Source organism: Pseudoalteromonas sp. SM9913, from assembly GCF_000184065.1.
GTDB lineage: Bacteria > Pseudomonadota > Gammaproteobacteria > Enterobacterales > Alteromonadaceae > Pseudoalteromonas > Pseudoalteromonas tetraodonis.
The window spans coordinates 3253938-3271214 of record NC_014803.1; the positions used below are offsets into that span (position 1 = coordinate 3253938).

A 17277-nucleotide genomic window follows, 5' to 3' on the forward strand; every position below is an offset into this window, starting at 1 on the left:
AGCCCACTCATAGTTGAGTGGGCTAAAGCGGTATAAATTCGATAACTAAAAACTACGAGAATTTTTATTGTTGTCGTTATACCTAAGGGAAGTTGATTTACTGTATTTGCTGCCAAGCCATCGCCCAGCTTTCACCAACGCCTGGCTCAAACATAGCGCTATTCTCATTCACACGGCAAAACTCACTAAATGGCCATGCCTTACACTGGTATATATGCCCTGTTTTTGGCTGTAATACTTTTGTGCCCGCACTGTACATATCGCCATTTTGAGGATAAACCGCGTCGTATCCAAGGCTATTGACTGTGATTAATTTTTTATTTTTTTCAGCGCGATTAAAGTGAACCACCGCGCTACAAATACCACTGCTTTCAAGTGCAAATATTTTGTTATGTCGGTACGCAACCACCAATCCTTGCTCTGTCATTCTGCCAGCGCACACAAGCGGAATATGCATATTAATATGCTCAACCACCAGCAAACTCCAAGCATGCGGTTCGCCCTGCTCTGGAGAGAGTATTTCATAATCAAACGCTAGCTGAGTTAATTCGCCATGCTCATCGTAAAAGCTCACACTAACCGTATCACCAACAAAGAGCTGGCTATACTGATCGAGCCCAAGACAACCAATAGTTAACCATTCTCCACATGTTAATGATGAATGTATAAACACTGCAAAACCTTAAAGAGTCAAACGTCGCCCATAACATATGGCTTTCAACAGGCAAACTAGCTCATGAGCTAATATGCGTTAACTAAAGTATTAGGTTAAAAACCATTGTGTAATACCAATACCGACTGATTGTAATTCGCAATGTTGCAATAATCAAACAAAAGAATGTAACCAGAGTTTAAAAACAATACTAAAGTTTGCACTAATGAGCATAAAACAAAAAAGCCAACCGCTTTATAAACGGTTGGCTTTTTTCAGCTACATGATCTGGGTGATGTTAACTTACGCTCGCTTTTTTACTTGCGAACGGGCGCTTAAATAGCGCGCCTATGTCGGTTAAAATAATATACAAACACGGCACCAAAATAAGGGTGATCAGTGTTGCAAACATAACCGCAAAGCCCAGAGCTACCGCCATAGGTATTACAAATTTGGCTTGTAAACTGGTTTCAAACATAATCGGCAATACCCCTGCAAAGGTCGTAATTGAGGTAAGTAATATGGGCCTAAAACGTGCACAGCCTGCTTCAATAACCGCATCTTTTATACTGATACCAGCTCGACGCGCCTGATTAATAAAATCAGTCATCACTAAGGAGTCGTTAATAACCACCCCTGCAGCAGCAATTAAACCAAAGCCCGACATTAAGCTAATATCTAAACCAAACCAAAAATGACCCCATATTGCCCCCGTTAAACTAAATGGAATAACCGACATTACAATGAGAGGTTGTGAGTAACTTTTTAACGGCACGGCAAGTAATATATAAACTAAAATCATACCACCAGCAAAAAATAACAATTGCTCATTAGCTTGCGCTTGTTGCTCTTCAATTGCGCCACCTAGTTCTGACTTAACACTTGGGTATTCGTCCAACAGTTGTGGTAGTAAATTTTCTTTTACTTGCTTAACCACTTCGCCTGGCTCAATCACTTCCTCATCAATGTTGCCATACACATAAACAGTACGATAACCACCTTCACGACGAATATAACTAATACCAGGGGTTTCAGTTAGCTCAACCACATCTCCTAGCAATACTTCTTTGCCTTGGGGCGTGGTGATAACCGCGTGTTTAAGCGATGAAAACGCTTCGCGAGTAAGCTTAGGGTAACGTACCATCACCCGTACTTCTTCACCGCGACGAATAACACGTTGCGCCTCGCCACCATAAAAACTGGCACCGACTTGATTTGCAATTGAGGCCAAATCTAACCCTAAGTCAAAGGCGACTGGTTTTAAGCTCATTTGTACTTCTTTGCTAGCAGGGTCAATGGTAGAGCTTATATCAAATAAGCCTTCTTGCTGCTGCAATAATCCAATAAAGCGACGCCCTGCTTCATTCAATGTATCGATATCAGAGCCATACAGTAAGTAACCAAACTCACCGTTACCGCCGCCACCTCCACCGCCAACATCATCCTGAATAGTTAACGATTTAACGCCCGCAATATTAGGCATCGCTTCACGCCAGCGGCGCGAAAGCTCAAAGGCATTATAAGGGCGTAAATCTTCATCAACCAATGGCGCTAATAACTGCGCCTCTGTACGACCTTGGTTAAATACCAATACATCGCGAATCATCTTTTGCCCTTCTTCGCGCTCGGTTTGCTTATCTATTTCAAGCACCATGGCTTCGATTTGGCGAATAGCATTAATAGTTTGAATGTCTGATACGTTATCGTTCATCTCAACATTAATTTGCGGGAAGTCATGCGGCACTTTAGGCGATGGGATCATTCTCACCTGATTAGACGATATTAACGCAAAGGTGAAAATTAGTAGCGCAATAAAACTAAACAGCACCGTCCAACGCCACTTTATACAATTAACAATAAACTGCCTATACGGTCCATTTACAAAGCCAAAAAAGCGCTTATTAAAGCGTGCTCGCCAACCGTCAGGGTTAATAGGTGAAAAGTGAGTATGCGCAATGTGTGCCGGTAATATCAGCTTAGATTCAATCAAGCTAAATATTAAACATAAAATCACCACCACTGAAATACCTATAAAAAAGGAACTTTCAGGGCCGCTTGAAAGCGTAAACGGCGCAAATACCGCAATGGTTGTTAGTACACCAAAGGTGGCGGGGGTTGCCACTCGTTTAGCGCCATTAACCACATTAACAACACCGCCGCCTTTTTTTTCTATTTCGGTGTAGGCACTTTCACCTATGACAATGGCATCGTCCACCACAATCCCCAGCACCATAATAAAGGCAAATAAAGACACAATATTAATTGTGATACCAAATAACGGCATCAGCATCATCGCACCTAAAAAGCACACTGGTAAACCAATCATTACCCACAGGGCGAGCTTAAAACGTAAAAATAACGAAAGCATAATAGCGACTAAAATTGCACCTTGCAGCAAATTAGCTTTCATCATGTCTAAGCGTGCATTTAGATAGTAAGTAAAGTCCATTAGCGGCTCTATACGTACACCCAATGGCAGTTCTTTATTTTTTTGATCAATATACGCTTTAACCGAATCGGCCACCGGAATAATGTTTTGATCTTCGGTGGCTTTTACCGATAAATAAACCGCGTTTTCGCCATTAAATTTAAAGTAACGCTCACCTTCAACGAACTGATCTTTGATTATTGCAATATCTTGTAGCAACACTTTGGCACCATTGGCGCCAATTTTTACCGGAATTTGCCTAAACTCTTCACCAGAATAAAACTGATTTTCTACTCGAACCGAAATAACACCCGCATCAGTTTTTAATTGTCCGGCTGAAAAGTTAGCCGAATAACGACGTACCGCGTTCGCTACATCCGATAAAGTTAAATTATATTGGCGCAATGTATCGGGTTCTATTTCTATGGCAATTTCATCCAGTGGCACATCGTTTACCACTAAAGATACATTCGATAACTGCAAGAGTTCATCTTCAACCTGATTTGCGATTGGCTTAAGCTCATTTAGCGGTAGGTCGGCAACGAGCGTCATACCAATTACATCTTGGCGAAACTCTATTTGACTAATGGTAACCGGCTCCATTCCTGCAGGAAAAGTCGCGATACCATCTACTCGCAGTTTTACCTTATCGAGAACGTCGGTAAGCTCTGCGTCAGTATTAATTTCAAGGCTGGCAGAACCCCCATTACGAAAAGCGCGATATACCCCTTTTTTTATCTCAGTTATATCTTTTAGCGACTCTTCAATTTTTATTAAGATACTTTCTTCAATTTCTTGTGGCGACGCCCCCGGGTAGTTTGCATTTACAGTAATATAGTTAACTTCTATATTAGGGAACATTTGTCGCTGAATGGTAAAGTAGCTTATAAGCCCCATTACAATAATAAAAAACATCATTAAATTGGCAGCAACAGAGTTGTTAGCAAAATAAGCAATTAACCCTGTTTGTTTGGTTGTATTGGGCTGTTCTGTGTTATTCATAACTCACCCTACCTTAAAGTTTTTCAGTGGATGCATTTTCTGCTGCATCTGTATTTTTAGTCTCTGTTAAACCGGCTATTTTTACTGCCATGCCTTTTTGAGGGTATTCCGGTAAGGTGGTAACGAGCTTATCGTTGGCTTGTAAGCCATCGCTAATATAAAAATATTCGCCTTCTTCACGAATCACTTTTACTTTACGCGGCTCTAACTGTTGCTCATCATTAACTATCCACACGGTTTGGTTATTTACTAACTCTTGCGGTAAACGATAAATATTATTGAGCATAGTGCCGGCAAAGTTTACTTGTACATAAGTGCCAAATTTAATTGCAGGCTGCTGATTAGTCAGTCCGTAAGGATCTTCAATTCTTACCACTAAACTGCTCATGCGAGTCGCGTTATCAACAATCCCTAAATCGCGGTCTATTACTGCTTGGCGAGTAAACCCATTGAATCCTGTTTTGATAACGGTTGCCATTACTCCTTTAACGCGCTCAGGTAAAAACACACTGTCAAAACCTGCGATCGGAATAATCACTTCAGCGGTTTCAATATTATTCAGCTCGGCAACTTGAGCGCCCATACTAACAAACTGGCCAACCCCCACATTCCGACTAACCACTAATGCATCGTAAGGTGCGGTGATTTCACAATTGTCTAAATCGCGTTGGGCTCTTTTTAATGCTGCTTGCGCCGACTTAACTGATGCTTGCGCACTCAGCACTTGTGGTTTGCGTAAAAATAAATCTGTACGTGCTTTATTTGGGAAACGTTTTGCTTCGTCTTCTGCGACTTTGGCTTGCGCTTGCTCTTCAATTAACATCGCTTGAGCGCGGGCAAGTTCAGCTTCAGCTTGCAATACCGCAGCCTCGTAGTTATCTTTTTCAATAGTAAATAAGGTTTCGCCGCGACCCACAACACCACCCGCCACAAAGCTTGGATGCCAGCTGACGACTTCACCTGACACTTGCGCTGAAAGTTGGGTATTTTCTAGTGGCTGCACTTCACCATAACTATTAATGATAACTTGATGATCGTTAGCGGAAACGGCTTCAACTTGCACCGTTGGTCGAGTGTCTATGACTTCTTTTTTATCTGACTCTTTTGCAATCGCATTAATTGCAACAAAACCAGCAACACCTAATGCCAGTGCTACAAATGGAAAAGCCCATCTAAGTACATTACCTTGCATCTGTTTATTTCTCCCAAATTACTATTAGCACTATGATACCAAAGCTTAATGAAACATTAACGTGACATTTGTAAGCAACTGTTACAAAAAGGTATAAATAAGGTCTTCTTCAGCAAATAAAAGGTAAGTCAAAAGCACTGTTAAGCCGCTTTATAAATGTATTGTTACAATCTTTTACCATTATAAATCATAAAGCTAATCACTTTAGGTTAGTATTTATTAATCATACTGTGCGAAAAAGCATGACACACCGTACAGTAAAATTACATTAACAACTAAAAAAGACTAAACGATGAAATTAACCACACTTACCTTGGCGCTGAGTATAGCGCTTAGTGGCAGCTATGCTGTTGCAGCAGAAAAAAAAGAAGAAAAGAAACCACAAACATTAACTGAAATGATTAAAGGGCAAATCGAATTTGCGGGTATTTTTAATCTTTACCAAGATGAAAAAACCGGCGATCACTTAATGGTGATAAACGAATCACAGCTCGATACGCCCTTTGTGTACTTTGCGCATACCATTGATGGTGTAACTGATGCGGGTCATTTTCGTGGGTCGTATCGTGAAACAAAGCTGATTGAATTTAGAAAATACTTTGATCGTATTGATATTATTAGTAAAACCCCTCGCTACTTATTTAACGAAAATAGCGCACTTGCCAAAGCCAGTGAAGCTAACATCAGCGAAGCCGTGCTTGCAAGTATAAAAATAGAAAAACAAGAAGAAGGTAAAATAGCCTTTAATGTAAATAAGCTTTTTTTAAGTGAAGCGCTACATAAAGTATCTCCTACGCCTAACCCAAACGATAGAAATGCTAAAAAGCGTTTTAAAGTAGGTAAATTAGACGATAAAAAATCACGCATCATCAAACAGCGCCCATACCCTAACAACCTAGATGTGGTTGTTGATTATGTTTTTACCAATAGCAGCCCAACCGTTCGAGGTTCAGGTGCGATAAGCGACCCCCGAAGTGTGTCGGTAAAAGTACAACATTCATTTGTGGCTTTACCAGAAAACAATTACCAACCTCGCTTTGATGATGCACGTATTGGTTATTTCACCAATCAGTTTGATAAAATGACGTCAACCGACTGGGCGCCATACCAAGATGTCATTAAGCGCTGGGATTTACAAAAGAAAGATCCAAACGCTGCACTTTCAGAACCAGTAAAACCGATTACCTGGTGGATAGAAAACACCACACCGGTTGAATGGCGTGACACCGTGCGTGATGCCGTACTTGCTTGGAACACCTCATTTGAAAAAGCAGGCTTTAAAAATGCACTTGAAGTGAAAATACAACCTGACGATGCCGATTGGGATGCCGGCGATATTAACTATAACGTACTACGCTGGACTTCATCACCCAAACCACCGTTTGGTGGGTATGGGCCAGCATTAGCGAACCCGTTAACCGGTGAAATTTTAGGCTCAGACATTATGCTTGAGTTTGTATTTATGAAAAACCGCTGGATATACGACACACTGTATACTCAAGGCACGATGAGCCATACACAGCCAACCAACTATTCAGAACTCAATTGCTCTTTAGGTCATGAATTACAGCAAAGCCTAATAATGGCCAAGGGCTTAGCAAATGGCGCTGATATTGAAGATACCCAAATGTTACGCCAAGGCTTAACTCAGCTGGTTTTACATGAAGTAGGGCATACTCTAGGTCTTAATCACAACATGAAGTCTTCTATTTTGTGGGATGAGAAAGAAGTTCACGACAAAAGTAAAACCCAAGGCATAGTTACCGGCTCGGTAATGGACTATGCGCCAGCAAATATAGCGCCAACGGGTGTGACTCAAGGCGATATTTTCCAAACTAAACCAGGTCCATACGATGATTGGGCAATAAATTACGGCTACAGCGCAGCGCTTAAAGATGAAGCTGCAGAGCAAGCTCGCCTTGATAAAATACTCGCTCGCTCAAGCGAACATGCGCTTTCCTTTGGTAACGATGCCGACGACATGCGTGCCCCTGGCCGCCATATAGACCCTCGCGTGATGATAGGTGACTTGTCGTCTAACCCTGCAGCTTACGGGGCAGATAGAATGGCACTGATCAATACGCTCTTTGCAGAACTTAAAGACAAAGCTACAGTAAAAGGTGAGTCTTACCAACAGCTTGTTACTTCAGCTAACAGCCTATTTGGCCAGTATCGTGCACAAGCAGGCGTGGTATCTCGTCAAATTGGTGGCGTGTATGTAGAGCGTGCCGTCGTGGGCGATGAAAATGCAGCAAAGCCTTTTACACCGGTACCACTTGAGCGTCAAACCCAAGCAATGGCTATTTTAGCTGAGTATGTGTTTGCTCCAAATGTACTGCAAAGCATGCAGCCATTGTATAACTTTATGCAGCAGCAGCGTCGTGGGTTTAATCATTACGGTAAAAACGAAGACCCTAAACCGCATAAAATGATTTTAGGTATGCAAAAGAGTGTACTAGCGCAACTACTACATCCTGCTGTGTTACTGCGTATTTCAGATACTGCTTTATATGGTAATGAATACAGCCTTACGCAATTTATGGAGGATTTAACTGCAAGTATCTTTGTTGATAGTAAAACCGCTAATTCAATCAGTCATAATTTACAGATTGAATATGTTAATCAGCTAATTGCGATTGCAGGCCTAGAAAAAGCAAGTAAATACGATAACTTAGCGAAAACAGCCGCGCTATATCAGCTAACTCAAATAGCCGATAAAAAGGTTGCATGGGGCGCTGATACCGCAACCAAAGCACATAAAAAATATATCGACCGCTTAATTAGCAAAGCGCTAGAAGCATAAATAACACTGAGTAAACCAAGGCCACGTCATACGTGGCCTTTTTTACACTAACTCAAAGGTAAATAGTGCCTTTAAGGTACCTTACGGCATGACCCGTTAATGTCACTGTTGTATTGCCCACTTCACAGTGTAGCTTCCCACCTCGTTGTGAGGCTTGATAAGCACTGAGAGAATTTTTTCCAAACTGCCCTGCCCAATAAGGGGCAAGCCCAGTATGAATTGAGCCGGTTACAAAGTCTTCATCACCCCCACTGGCAGGCCAAAAATAACGAGAAATAAAGTCGTACTCAACACTCGGTGCTGTTGCAACCACATCTAATGGGGCTAATTTTTTTAGTTGTTCATTGGTTGTTTTCAGATCTACAACCTGCTGCTCATTATCATAAATAGCAAAATAAGCTTGGCGGTTTTTCAGCACTTTAACAGGTTGTATAGACAGGCCAGCTAATAGAGCATCAGGGATGAGCTGAACCTCTTCAGGGGCTTGTTTAGGAAAGGTCATAGCAAAGCTGCCATCGTTATTTTTATTAACAATCAGTTTGCCCACCGCCTCTGCGCTAAAGCACACCTGCGATATACTATGTTGCTCACAAAGCACATAGGCCGCCGCTAAAGTAGCATGGCCGCAAAAATCAATCTCCATTAATGGCGAAAACCAACGTATCGCAAAGCTTCCATCTGCCGACTGACAAGTAAAAGCGGTTTCAGACACGTTGTTTTCCGAAGCGATATTCAGCATAAGATCATCACTAAGCCAAGACTCTAGTGGGATCACGGCAGCATAATTACCTTTAAACAGTTCACTGCTGAACGCATCGATTTGATGGATAGTTAATTTCATAGTGGGCACTTTTTATTTATTGGTCACTCAAAGTGCCACAAATGAAATTAACGGTCACTATAATTTTATGCCAACACAGGACGTACGCGATAATACTGCATACACGCAAATTGCAGCGCATTAGTTAGCAATATCATAATAAACATTAATATATGCGAAGTACTTTGCACTGGCATGGCTAGCTCTGCAAACAAACCACAGATACCTGCTATAAATTGCAAACTAAAATAGCGCGCACTAAGGTTACTAATATTCCCTGTTCGTAATGTTTTATAGGTTTGTGGCATAACCCGTACTGAACTCATAATTAAGCCCACATAAGTTAAGCCATTTAGCACAGTGGCAGTATCTAGGTTAGGGTTTAACAGCAACAAAAAAGGTAATAACGAAAAGCTAAGCATGCCAAGTAACTGCAGCTTCTGACGTTTAGCGGCATTATAACGTGCAAAAAAGTATAAAATTAAACCACTTAATAAACCTGTCGCAAAAAACGGCAAGGCAATATAAAAACGAGCAAAATAAAGATTGTAGCTAATAAAGTACACACTTTGCGCTAAACCAAATGTCATCATTAGCAGTGATACACCCGATACACTGCGGTTTTTAATAATTTTATTAAGTAACGGTAAAAAACTAAAAACCAAAATAAACACTGATAAAATAGGCAAATAATACGCCAAAGCAAACCTCGCTCGTTACATTGTTGTTAATAAAAAGGAAGAAATAAAACATTTTTTAAACATTTGTTTTTAAAGGCTTTATTTTTGTGCGCGCATTGTAGAGCTGGCTAGGTTTTATACAAGCTTCACACCTACTTTAGTTTCCTCCTGTGGCAACTTGAGTATACAAAAACCGTTGCTATAACTTCACAGTCTCACTATTTTATAATTGCAACACAAATGATAACTGTTATCATGCGCATATCTAAAAATTAACATGCAAGCTTAAGTAATGAGAAAAACACTGTTTAAAGTTCATAGTTGGTTGGCGCTAATTGCCATTATTCCGTTAATTGTTATTAGCATTACCGGCAGTGTTTTAGTGTTTAAAAGTGAAATTGATGGCTTACTGATGCCTGACAAACACTTTGTGGTACAGCAGCAAGCTGCTCGCTTACCTATGGACTCATTAATAGATAAAGCCGAAGCAGCCTTTCCTGAGTATGTAGTAGGAAGCTGGGAGCTTTTTAATAACACCACCGCCGACCGGCTTTATTTGGTTAAGCGTGGCACTGACGATTGGTATAAGTTGCATTTAGACCAATACACCGGAGAGATTTTATCAAAACCAGTAAGCACAACTCATTATTTTACCGACTGGTTTTTAGAGCTCCATTACACCTTTTTACTTAACGACTTAAAAAGTTTACCTGGGCAAACAGGTACCGTATTAGGGTTCTTTTTTGCTTTATTTTTATTAACTCTGGGCATCACCGGCTTAATTATTTACCGCAAATTTTGGCAGCGACTATTTAGCGTACGCTGGCGCGCAACGTTACAAATAGTACTCAGTGACATTCATAAGATGACCGGTGTTTTAGGCTCACCTATTCTTATCGTTTTAGCGATTACAGGTGGTTATTTTAATGGTGCAGTGTGGTATCACGAAGTAATAGAACACGCAGAAGAAGAGCACCACACTATTACAAATAAATTATATAGTGACGACATCTCTTTTGAGCGGATTCTTAATGATAGCAAACTGCAAATACCCACTTTTAATACAACTTTTTTAGTTTTTCCACGAGAGCCCGATGAAAATATCACTCTTTATGGCGAAGTAAATACCAGTAATCCACTTACCAGTGAATATGCCAATACCATAACCTATAATAAGCAAACAGGTGAACACATGACTAACTGGGATATTCGAGAGGCTGGTGCTGGTTGGCAAGTAATAGACAGTTTTAGAAAACTACACTTTGGTTATTTTGCTGGGCTTATCAGTAAAATACTATGGTGTATTGTTGGCCTTAGCCCTGTATGGCTCGCTGGTACAGGCTTTTATTTATGGCTCACACGCCGTAAACGTAAAAAGCAATCACACAAAAATCGCTTAACTCAACGACGAAGCGCGAATGTTTGATAAAACAATCACTCCCTTGTAAAGTGAAACCAACGAGGGAGTGAGTTAATGAATATGTTCAAGGTAATAATAAGTTTAACTTTTTTATTTGTTGTGGGGTGCAGCAGCAAAATCAATACGCAAACTCAGCGCGTACAATTAAGTTCATTAATTAATCACACATTATTTGTACAACAAACCACACCTTCTGAAAAAGTTATATTTGAACTTCCCGAGGCAGAAAAAGCACGCTTTTTAGCATTCGTAACAAAACAACAAACAACTAATATTCGTAGTGACCGTATTATTTATAACTACCTTGAAAATCAGCTCTCTAATTTTAAGTATCATGGCGATACGCTTACATCATCTCAATCTCTCAACCTTGCACAAGGTAACTGTATCAGCCTTGCTGTTCTTACCCAAAGTTATGCACAAACATTAGGGCTTAAAACCAGCTTTCAAGAAATGACTAGCGAGCCAGTTTATGCACAGGAAGATAACTTGGTTTATGTAGCAAACCATTTTAGAACTAAAGTTTATGCCCCAGAAGAGGAACTGCCTGAAAAAGAAGAAAATGTGATCACTTTTTTTCGCCCAGGAACCTTAATAGACTACTTCCCAACCAGAGGTAGTGTGTATTCTGATAGTGCTAATTATAATGATTTAATCTCTAAATTTTATAGTAACTTAGCTGCTGACGCGCTTTTAGATAAGCAGCTTGATCAAGCGTACTCTCTTATTTTACAAGCAAATAAATACACCCCTTATGATCCTGAACTATTTAATATGGCTGGAATTTTACATCGACGAGCTGGCGATTTAAAAAGTGCACAGCTTATTTACCAAACTGCTTTAGATAATAAGCTGATAAATATAAATTTACTTAGTAATTATCAAGTTTTAGCCAAACAAATTGGTGATCAGCAACTTGTTGAACAATTAGCAAGCCGACTTGCTGAAGTAGAAAAAGATCCTTATGAACTTTTAGTTATTGCAAAAAATGACCTAGAAACAGGACGAATTAATACCGCTACAGAGCATATTGAACAAGCCATAACAAAAGCGCCGTATATTGCAGAACTTTATTTAGAGCTTGCTAAAATTCGCTATCAACAAGGAAAAAATCACCAAACACAAAAATTACTTGAGAAAGCGATAGAGCTCGAAAAAGACAAGCAAAAGTTAAATGTATATCAAGCTAAGTTACTGTCCTTAAAAGCGAGTAAGTAACTTAGCTAAATAGGCTTTTACAATGAATAGTAAAAGCTTAACCACGCGCGCATTTCATCTTCAAAGCTGTCACCTTCTACTCGCGACAACCCCATATCAAAGGTTAAGTCATTAACGCCCGCAGGCCCCATACCAAAGCTAAAGTCACCTTGGTACTTTAAGCCGTAACTTTGTGCATAAACGTTGCTATCTAATTGATGTTGCTTGTAATAAAGCCAAGGCATGCCTTCTTTAAAGCTAATACCACCGCCATAACCTTGATAACGCTCTGCAGTTGCACTGTAAAAAGGCAGTTCAGCAGCAAGCACAAATTCACTACTTTGCTGTTGATTAATTAAATTAGAACTGAATCCACCTAATGTCAGGCTACTGTCATCTCTTTGCTTTTGCTCAAAGTTAACAAAAAGTGGTATATCAAACGCTTTACCAAATATTTTTGCTGCCAAGTCATAACCTTGCCAATGACTACTGTGATTCTGCCCATCATAAATGCTGGCATAAATACTCTGCCCAATAGCAAATGCTTGGCGGTCATGTTGCCAGCTTTGAGCAATACTCAACCGTGTCCAATTTTTATGGCTATTTTTATAATCTGTATAGTTATAGGCCAATTCTGGGGTTAACTGAAGCTGGCCAAATTTCAATGGATGGTTTATTGAAGCAAAACCACCTCGGGCATCAATATCAGCGTTTAAGCTAGGTTGATATTGATGTGATGTATCCAAATTATAATCAAATAGCGCAAGCTTAAACTTTGTATTTAACGCATTGTATTTTGCTTGTATAAAGCCGCCATGTAATGCACCGTCATGCAAATCAATGTTATAACCCGCTTGTAAATCAAGTTGTTTTAATAAGTCGCTACTTTTTATACCTACACTTAGCAAACTGGTTGACGCTGAATAATACTGTGATCCCAAGGCAAACGTCGCTCGCTGCTCAAGTACTGCGTAATCGCTTTGTTCTGCTATCTCATCGGTATATATTTTTGCCGGTGGCAAGGTATGCTTATTTACCATCAACAATGGAGCCTCACTGTTTACAGCGAGATCAGTTACGACTGTACGGCTTTTTATTGTTAGCGTTTTTACATCAGGGCCATCGGCATTAATGGAGAAGTAAAGTAGTGAGCCATCTTCAGCCTCAATCGGGTATGCGAGCGCTTCTTGCCCGTTAGTTAAGCGGGTGAGGGTGTTATTTTTTATATGATAATTATAAATATCAGTCTTATTATTTAGGCCAGCAACAAAATAGATAGACTCCCCGTTTTGACTAAAGCTCGGTTGGCTTAAGTATTGATACCCGTTAGGCATTGGGACTGACTCTCTAGTGTCACCGCCCACACCTTGTATGTACAATTGCCAATTTTCGTTTAATGACGCTGATAAATAAGCTAATTTTGTTTCATCGGGGCTAAGCGTCGGGTAATCATACGTGGTTTTTAAGCTCTTGCTGAAAAGCGGCGTTATAGTTTGCGTATTAAGATCGACTTTTACTAATTCAGAATACCCAGCTCTTATTTGCTCACCGTAAAGTGTTTCACCATCACGGGTAACACTAAAACGGCGAATACCGGCCAGCTCTGTAAGTTGCTCTATGTTGCCAGTGTCGGTGTTGTAGCTAAAAATGTCAGACACTTTGTTATAAATACCCGATCCTTCACTACTGTAGGCATTAAAATAAAGTGTGTTGTTATTTACCCATTGCGGGTTAGCAATACCTGCGCGATTAATTTGATTTAGTACTTGTTTTTGTTCGCGCTTAAACACGATTGGCGGGGTATCAGGAACATCTTGCTTATCGTTCTCTAGGAGCTCCTTTTGCACCTTAGTAAACTTATCTCGTGCTTTGGTGTTGTCTTCTGTACTGTAAATTATTAGTTTTGTTTTACTCTTTTCATCACGTTCAACTATCGCAATTTTGCTACCATCATTTGAAAGAGCTGGATTGCTAGCGTATAAATCAAGTTCTAACCAAAGCTTGCTATTAAGTGGTGATTCGGTTTGCTCTTGTTGCATCGCTTTATAGGTATACTCTGCAATAAATCGACGATATAACCTTGCAGCGCTTTGCCCAAATACACCAGAAAATGCGTCGTCAAAATCTCGAGACTTAACCGCCCGCATACGAACCCATACATTATCGAGTAGCTGCTCTGAGTAATTTTGCTCTAGCCAATATAAAAAACGACTTCCCATTAAATATGCCATAGAGCCCGCCATAAAGCCCTCATCGCTATTTAGTTGCCCATAGGTGGGAAGCGCTCCCTGCTGAGCAAACTCTCTAAGTATTGCCTCAGCATAGTTATCAAATAAGCGCCCTCGACCTGTCATTTTTGATTCGATTAAAGTGGCGTACCCTTCGGCTACCCAGCGCGGTGTATCACCATAGGTTAAATCGTATATATCCCATACACCGCGAATCTTTTGCTGCCAGTCGTTACGGGTTGGCTGCGCTAAATGAACTAAATGAATATATTCGTGCAGCACCAACAATTGCTGCCAACCCGATGAATTTGATATCACGGTATCCGACTGCGGTGGCGTAGTAAAAAGCGCCATAACAGGATTATTAGAGGTTGGTAAGGCAAAGCCATTCGCTGCATTTAGAGGGTCAAACACCACCACATCGACGATTTTATCAAGCGCACGGTTTTGTTGCTCAAGCACTTTAGTGCGAACAATTTCCAGCTCCACAGCAGTCGATTTAGCAAAATCAGTATGCTCACTACTAAAGTGAACATTAAAATGCTCGGTATGAATGGTTTGCCAATCAGCAGCAAAGCTAGGTGCAGCCAATAATAAGGCTGATGCAATGAGTGACTTTTTCACAATAATCCCTTAAATAGTACATTTGATAATGCTTAGAGTATTATCAAATGGAAAAAACGGGCAGTAAAAAAGTGTAATAAAGCATGTGCAAATGTGTATTTACACCCGCTTTATTATTTAATCTGAGTTTTGAACAAAGGAAGTTACATCCAACTGCGAGGGTCTGACTCAGCCTGCATAAGTGTAAAATCTATAATAAAGTCAGCATCTTGCTGTTTTAAATATGGGACGTACGCACCGCCTGCAGCAAGTTGTATATACAGGCTTTTTAAGCCAGAACGACGCATAAAAAAGGTGCTCACACTGCGAGCGCTTTGTGCTTTGTACAGCTCAAAGACCCGGTAATGCACGCCAATCATACCTTTGCGTACCACCATATAAAAACGCCCATCTTGTTGATGAAGGTAATACCCATAACGTTTATAAGATAAAAACACTAACGCGGCTAATACCAAGAATAATGCTAATGCAATTAATATATTAAGTTGCATAAAGCTAATAAAAAAACCAGAAGCAACGCTCGGTAGCAAAGCATAAAACACCGTGTTTTTATATAACAACGCCCTTTCTACCGCATTGAATGCCAGCTTTTTACTGTCAAACCACGGATAAATCCACTGACACACATTATCAACTTGCTCCTGCGTGAGCACAGGCAGCACTAAGGTTTGTTTATTCTTTTTCGCCATGCTTGCAGCACCGCCGCTACTGGCTTGCAAACACTCCACAGTAAAGCGTTTTAATAGCCTGGCAACTAGGTTTTGCTTAATAACGATTGACTGTACTTTGTCTAAACTAATTGATAGTTGATGACGCTCTAACAGCCCTGCAATACGTTTGAATTTATTATTTTTAAAGTAAAGCTGATAGTTATAAAAACGAATGAGCGACATAGTCACCGATAAAAACACCGCAATAAATACCAACATAATAATTAAAGTAATAACCGCAAACACAGCTGCATTAGCCATCATACCGAGCTCTTGCTGATAAAAACCCTCTATTTTTGTTATGAACTGCTGCTCTAAAAAGTCGATGGCCACATTCATAAAAGGGGCAATAGCCGCAAGTGCTAAAATGGCCATATTCGACATTAAACCAAATTTAGCAATTTCTTTATTGGTGATAACTAAACTATTTTCGCTCTGCTCTTCAATATGAGATTGCGCTGTATCAGCGAGCTCTACTGATGGTTGCTGCTGCGCTTTATAGTCAAACACTCGTTTACGCATTTGTTGCGCGTAATCTTTAGTTACCCCTGGCAAAACAGCTTCTTGAGCCACACTGCCTGCCGCATCAAAAATACAATTAACTAACCCTATGGGGGTAAAGTAAAATGGCTCAGCTATATTTACGTTTTGCACTCGAGAAAATTTTAAGGTAAGTCGCTCTTTTTTAAATACGCCTTTGTTTAATAAAATTTCATGCTCGTCAGTAATACAAAAACGAAAACTACGGTAATACAAAAAACAATAGGCAAGCAATGAAGTCAAAGCAACCGCGAGCCCAACTTGCCCCCAAAATAGTTTATTTTCTACTTGGGTAACAAATACCACCAACACGGGCAGTAAATTAAATAAGCCGTCTTTTATGAAGCGCACACTAAAATGCATTACAAAATAAGCCAGCGCCCAAGGCGACACTTTTTGCCAATTAAGTGAAGGTGACGTTATTTGCGCAGCATCAACATTCACTGGCAGCTGCCTCGCTTGCGGTTTCATCGTGGCGATAGCTTTGTACAAACTGACGAATATTTTTGCATTTTTCGTGGGTCAGGCCGCTAATTTGTAAATCGGCACTCATACCGCCGGCGCTATAAAGTCTTAAACTGGCTAAACCAAGCTTTCGCTCTATGGGCCCACGGTGTATTTCAATATGCTGCACACGCGCTAACGGTAAAATTGTCACCTGCTGCCAAATAATGCCTTTTTTAAAAGCAATATCGTGGGTACGCAACGCGCTGCCCTGTAATTTTATGCTGAACACGCTATATAACATACACAGTAAAATTAATAGCGGAACAGCAACCAATAAGTAACCTTGCGCCATAGCAGCAAAGTCTGTATTAAAATAGCAAACAGCCGCTAGTACTAAGCAAAAAGGAATGAAAAATAACAACCAATTCAATTGTGCATGCAACAATGCTTTGTCCGCAAGCGGCTCAAACACTATGCTTTTATGTTGCGGTAGGTCGGTTATTTGTTGATTAGTAAACACACTTTGCTCCATTA

11 protein-coding genes are annotated in these 17277 nt (G+C 40.3%); 3 read left to right on the top strand and 8 right to left on the bottom strand.

Annotation, left to right across the window (positions count from 1 at the left end; all coding sequences use genetic code 11):
* Positions 1–97: 97 nt before the first annotated feature.
* The 3 genes from PSM_RS14985 to PSM_RS14995 all read right to left on the bottom strand — a co-directional run bounded on the left by PSM_RS14985 (position 98) and on the right by PSM_RS14995 (position 5274).
* Positions 98–673, bottom strand: coding sequence for a hypothetical protein (locus PSM_RS14985; protein ID WP_013466224.1), 576 nt, complete (start codon positions 671–673; stop codon positions 98–100).
* 277 nt (positions 674–950) lie between these two features.
* Complete coding sequence (locus tag PSM_RS14990) at positions 951–4082, bottom strand: efflux RND transporter permease subunit (RefSeq protein ID WP_013466226.1); 3132 nt, start codon at positions 4080–4082, stop codon at positions 951–953.
* Between the two features lie 13 nt (positions 4083–4095).
* Positions 4096–5274 (bottom strand): efflux RND transporter periplasmic adaptor subunit, encoded by a 1179-nt coding sequence (locus tag PSM_RS14995; RefSeq protein ID WP_013466227.1) that lies wholly within the window; start codon positions 5272–5274, stop codon positions 4096–4098.
* Positions 5275–5566: 292 nt separating this feature from the next.
* On the opposite strand from PSM_RS14995, the gene PSM_RS15000 reads away from it, so the two are divergent.
* Positions 5567–8077 (top strand): zinc-dependent metalloprotease, encoded by a 2511-nt coding sequence (locus tag PSM_RS15000; protein ID WP_013466228.1) that lies wholly within the window; start codon positions 5567–5569, stop codon positions 8075–8077.
* 52 nt (positions 8078–8129) lie between these two features.
* Here PSM_RS15000 and PSM_RS15005 read toward each other — a convergent pair whose 3' ends face one another.
* Together PSM_RS15005 and PSM_RS15010 are read right to left on the bottom strand one after the other, a co-directional pair.
* On the bottom strand, positions 8130–8918 hold the full coding sequence (locus tag PSM_RS15005; protein ID WP_013466229.1) for a PhzF family phenazine biosynthesis protein: 789 nt from the start codon (positions 8916–8918) through the stop codon (positions 8130–8132).
* A gap of 65 nt (positions 8919–8983) precedes the next feature.
* Entirely contained in the window at positions 8984–9598 is a 615-nt protein-coding gene (locus PSM_RS15010; protein ID WP_010392228.1) for a PQ-loop domain-containing transporter, read from the bottom strand.
* Positions 9599–9869: 271 nt separating this feature from the next.
* Between PSM_RS15010 and PSM_RS15015 the strand changes: the two genes are divergently transcribed.
* Positions 9870–11003, top strand: coding sequence for a PepSY-associated TM helix domain-containing protein (locus PSM_RS15015; RefSeq protein ID WP_013466230.1), 1134 nt, complete (start codon positions 9870–9872; stop codon positions 11001–11003).
* A 48-nt stretch (positions 11004–11051) separates the two neighbouring features.
* Positions 11052–12215, top strand: a complete 1164-nt coding sequence (locus tag PSM_RS15020; RefSeq protein WP_013466231.1) for a tetratricopeptide repeat protein — start codon at positions 11052–11054, stop codon at positions 12213–12215.
* Positions 12216–12232: 17 nt separating this feature from the next.
* Here PSM_RS15020 and PSM_RS15025 read toward each other — a convergent pair whose 3' ends face one another.
* The 3 genes from PSM_RS15025 to PSM_RS15035 all read right to left on the bottom strand — a co-directional run bounded on the left by PSM_RS15025 (position 12233) and on the right by PSM_RS15035 (position 17275).
* A complete protein-coding gene (locus PSM_RS15025) occupies positions 12233–15046 on the bottom strand; it encodes a TolB family protein (protein ID WP_013466232.1) in 2814 nt (937 codons plus the stop codon).
* A gap of 143 nt (positions 15047–15189) precedes the next feature.
* Entirely contained in the window at positions 15190–16740 is a 1551-nt protein-coding gene (locus PSM_RS15030) for a PH domain-containing protein (protein ID WP_013466233.1), read from the bottom strand.
* Positions 16730–17275, bottom strand: coding sequence for a PH domain-containing protein (locus PSM_RS15035; RefSeq protein WP_013466234.1), 546 nt, complete (start codon positions 17273–17275; stop codon positions 16730–16732). The genes PSM_RS15030 and PSM_RS15035 overlap by 11 nt, the downstream gene beginning before the upstream one ends.
* Between the last annotated feature and the right edge of the window lie 2 nt (positions 17276–17277).

Excerpts from the sequence above, each read along its gene's own strand:
- PSM_RS15005 (WP_013466229.1), bottom strand. The coding sequence starts at position 8,918 with ATGAAATTAACTATCCATCAAATCGATGCGTTCAGCAGTGAACTGTTT.
- PSM_RS15020 (WP_013466231.1), top strand. The coding sequence starts at position 11,052 with ATGAATATGTTCAAGGTAATAATAAGTTTAACTTTTTTATTTGTTGTG.
- PSM_RS15035 (WP_013466234.1), bottom strand. The coding sequence starts at position 17,275 with ATGGAGCAAAGTGTGTTTACTAATCAACAAATAACCGACCTACCGCAA.
- PSM_RS15000 (WP_013466228.1), top strand. The coding sequence starts at position 5,567 with ATGAAATTAACCACACTTACCTTGGCGCTGAGTATAGCGCTTAGTGGC.
- PSM_RS14995 (WP_013466227.1), bottom strand. The coding sequence starts at position 5,274 with ATGCAAGGTAATGTACTTAGATGGGCTTTTCCATTTGTAGCACTGGCA.
- PSM_RS14990 (WP_013466226.1), bottom strand. The coding sequence starts at position 4,082 with ATGAATAACACAGAACAGCCCAATACAACCAAACAAACAGGGTTAATT.
- PSM_RS15015 (WP_013466230.1), top strand. The coding sequence starts at position 9,870 with ATGAGAAAAACACTGTTTAAAGTTCATAGTTGGTTGGCGCTAATTGCC.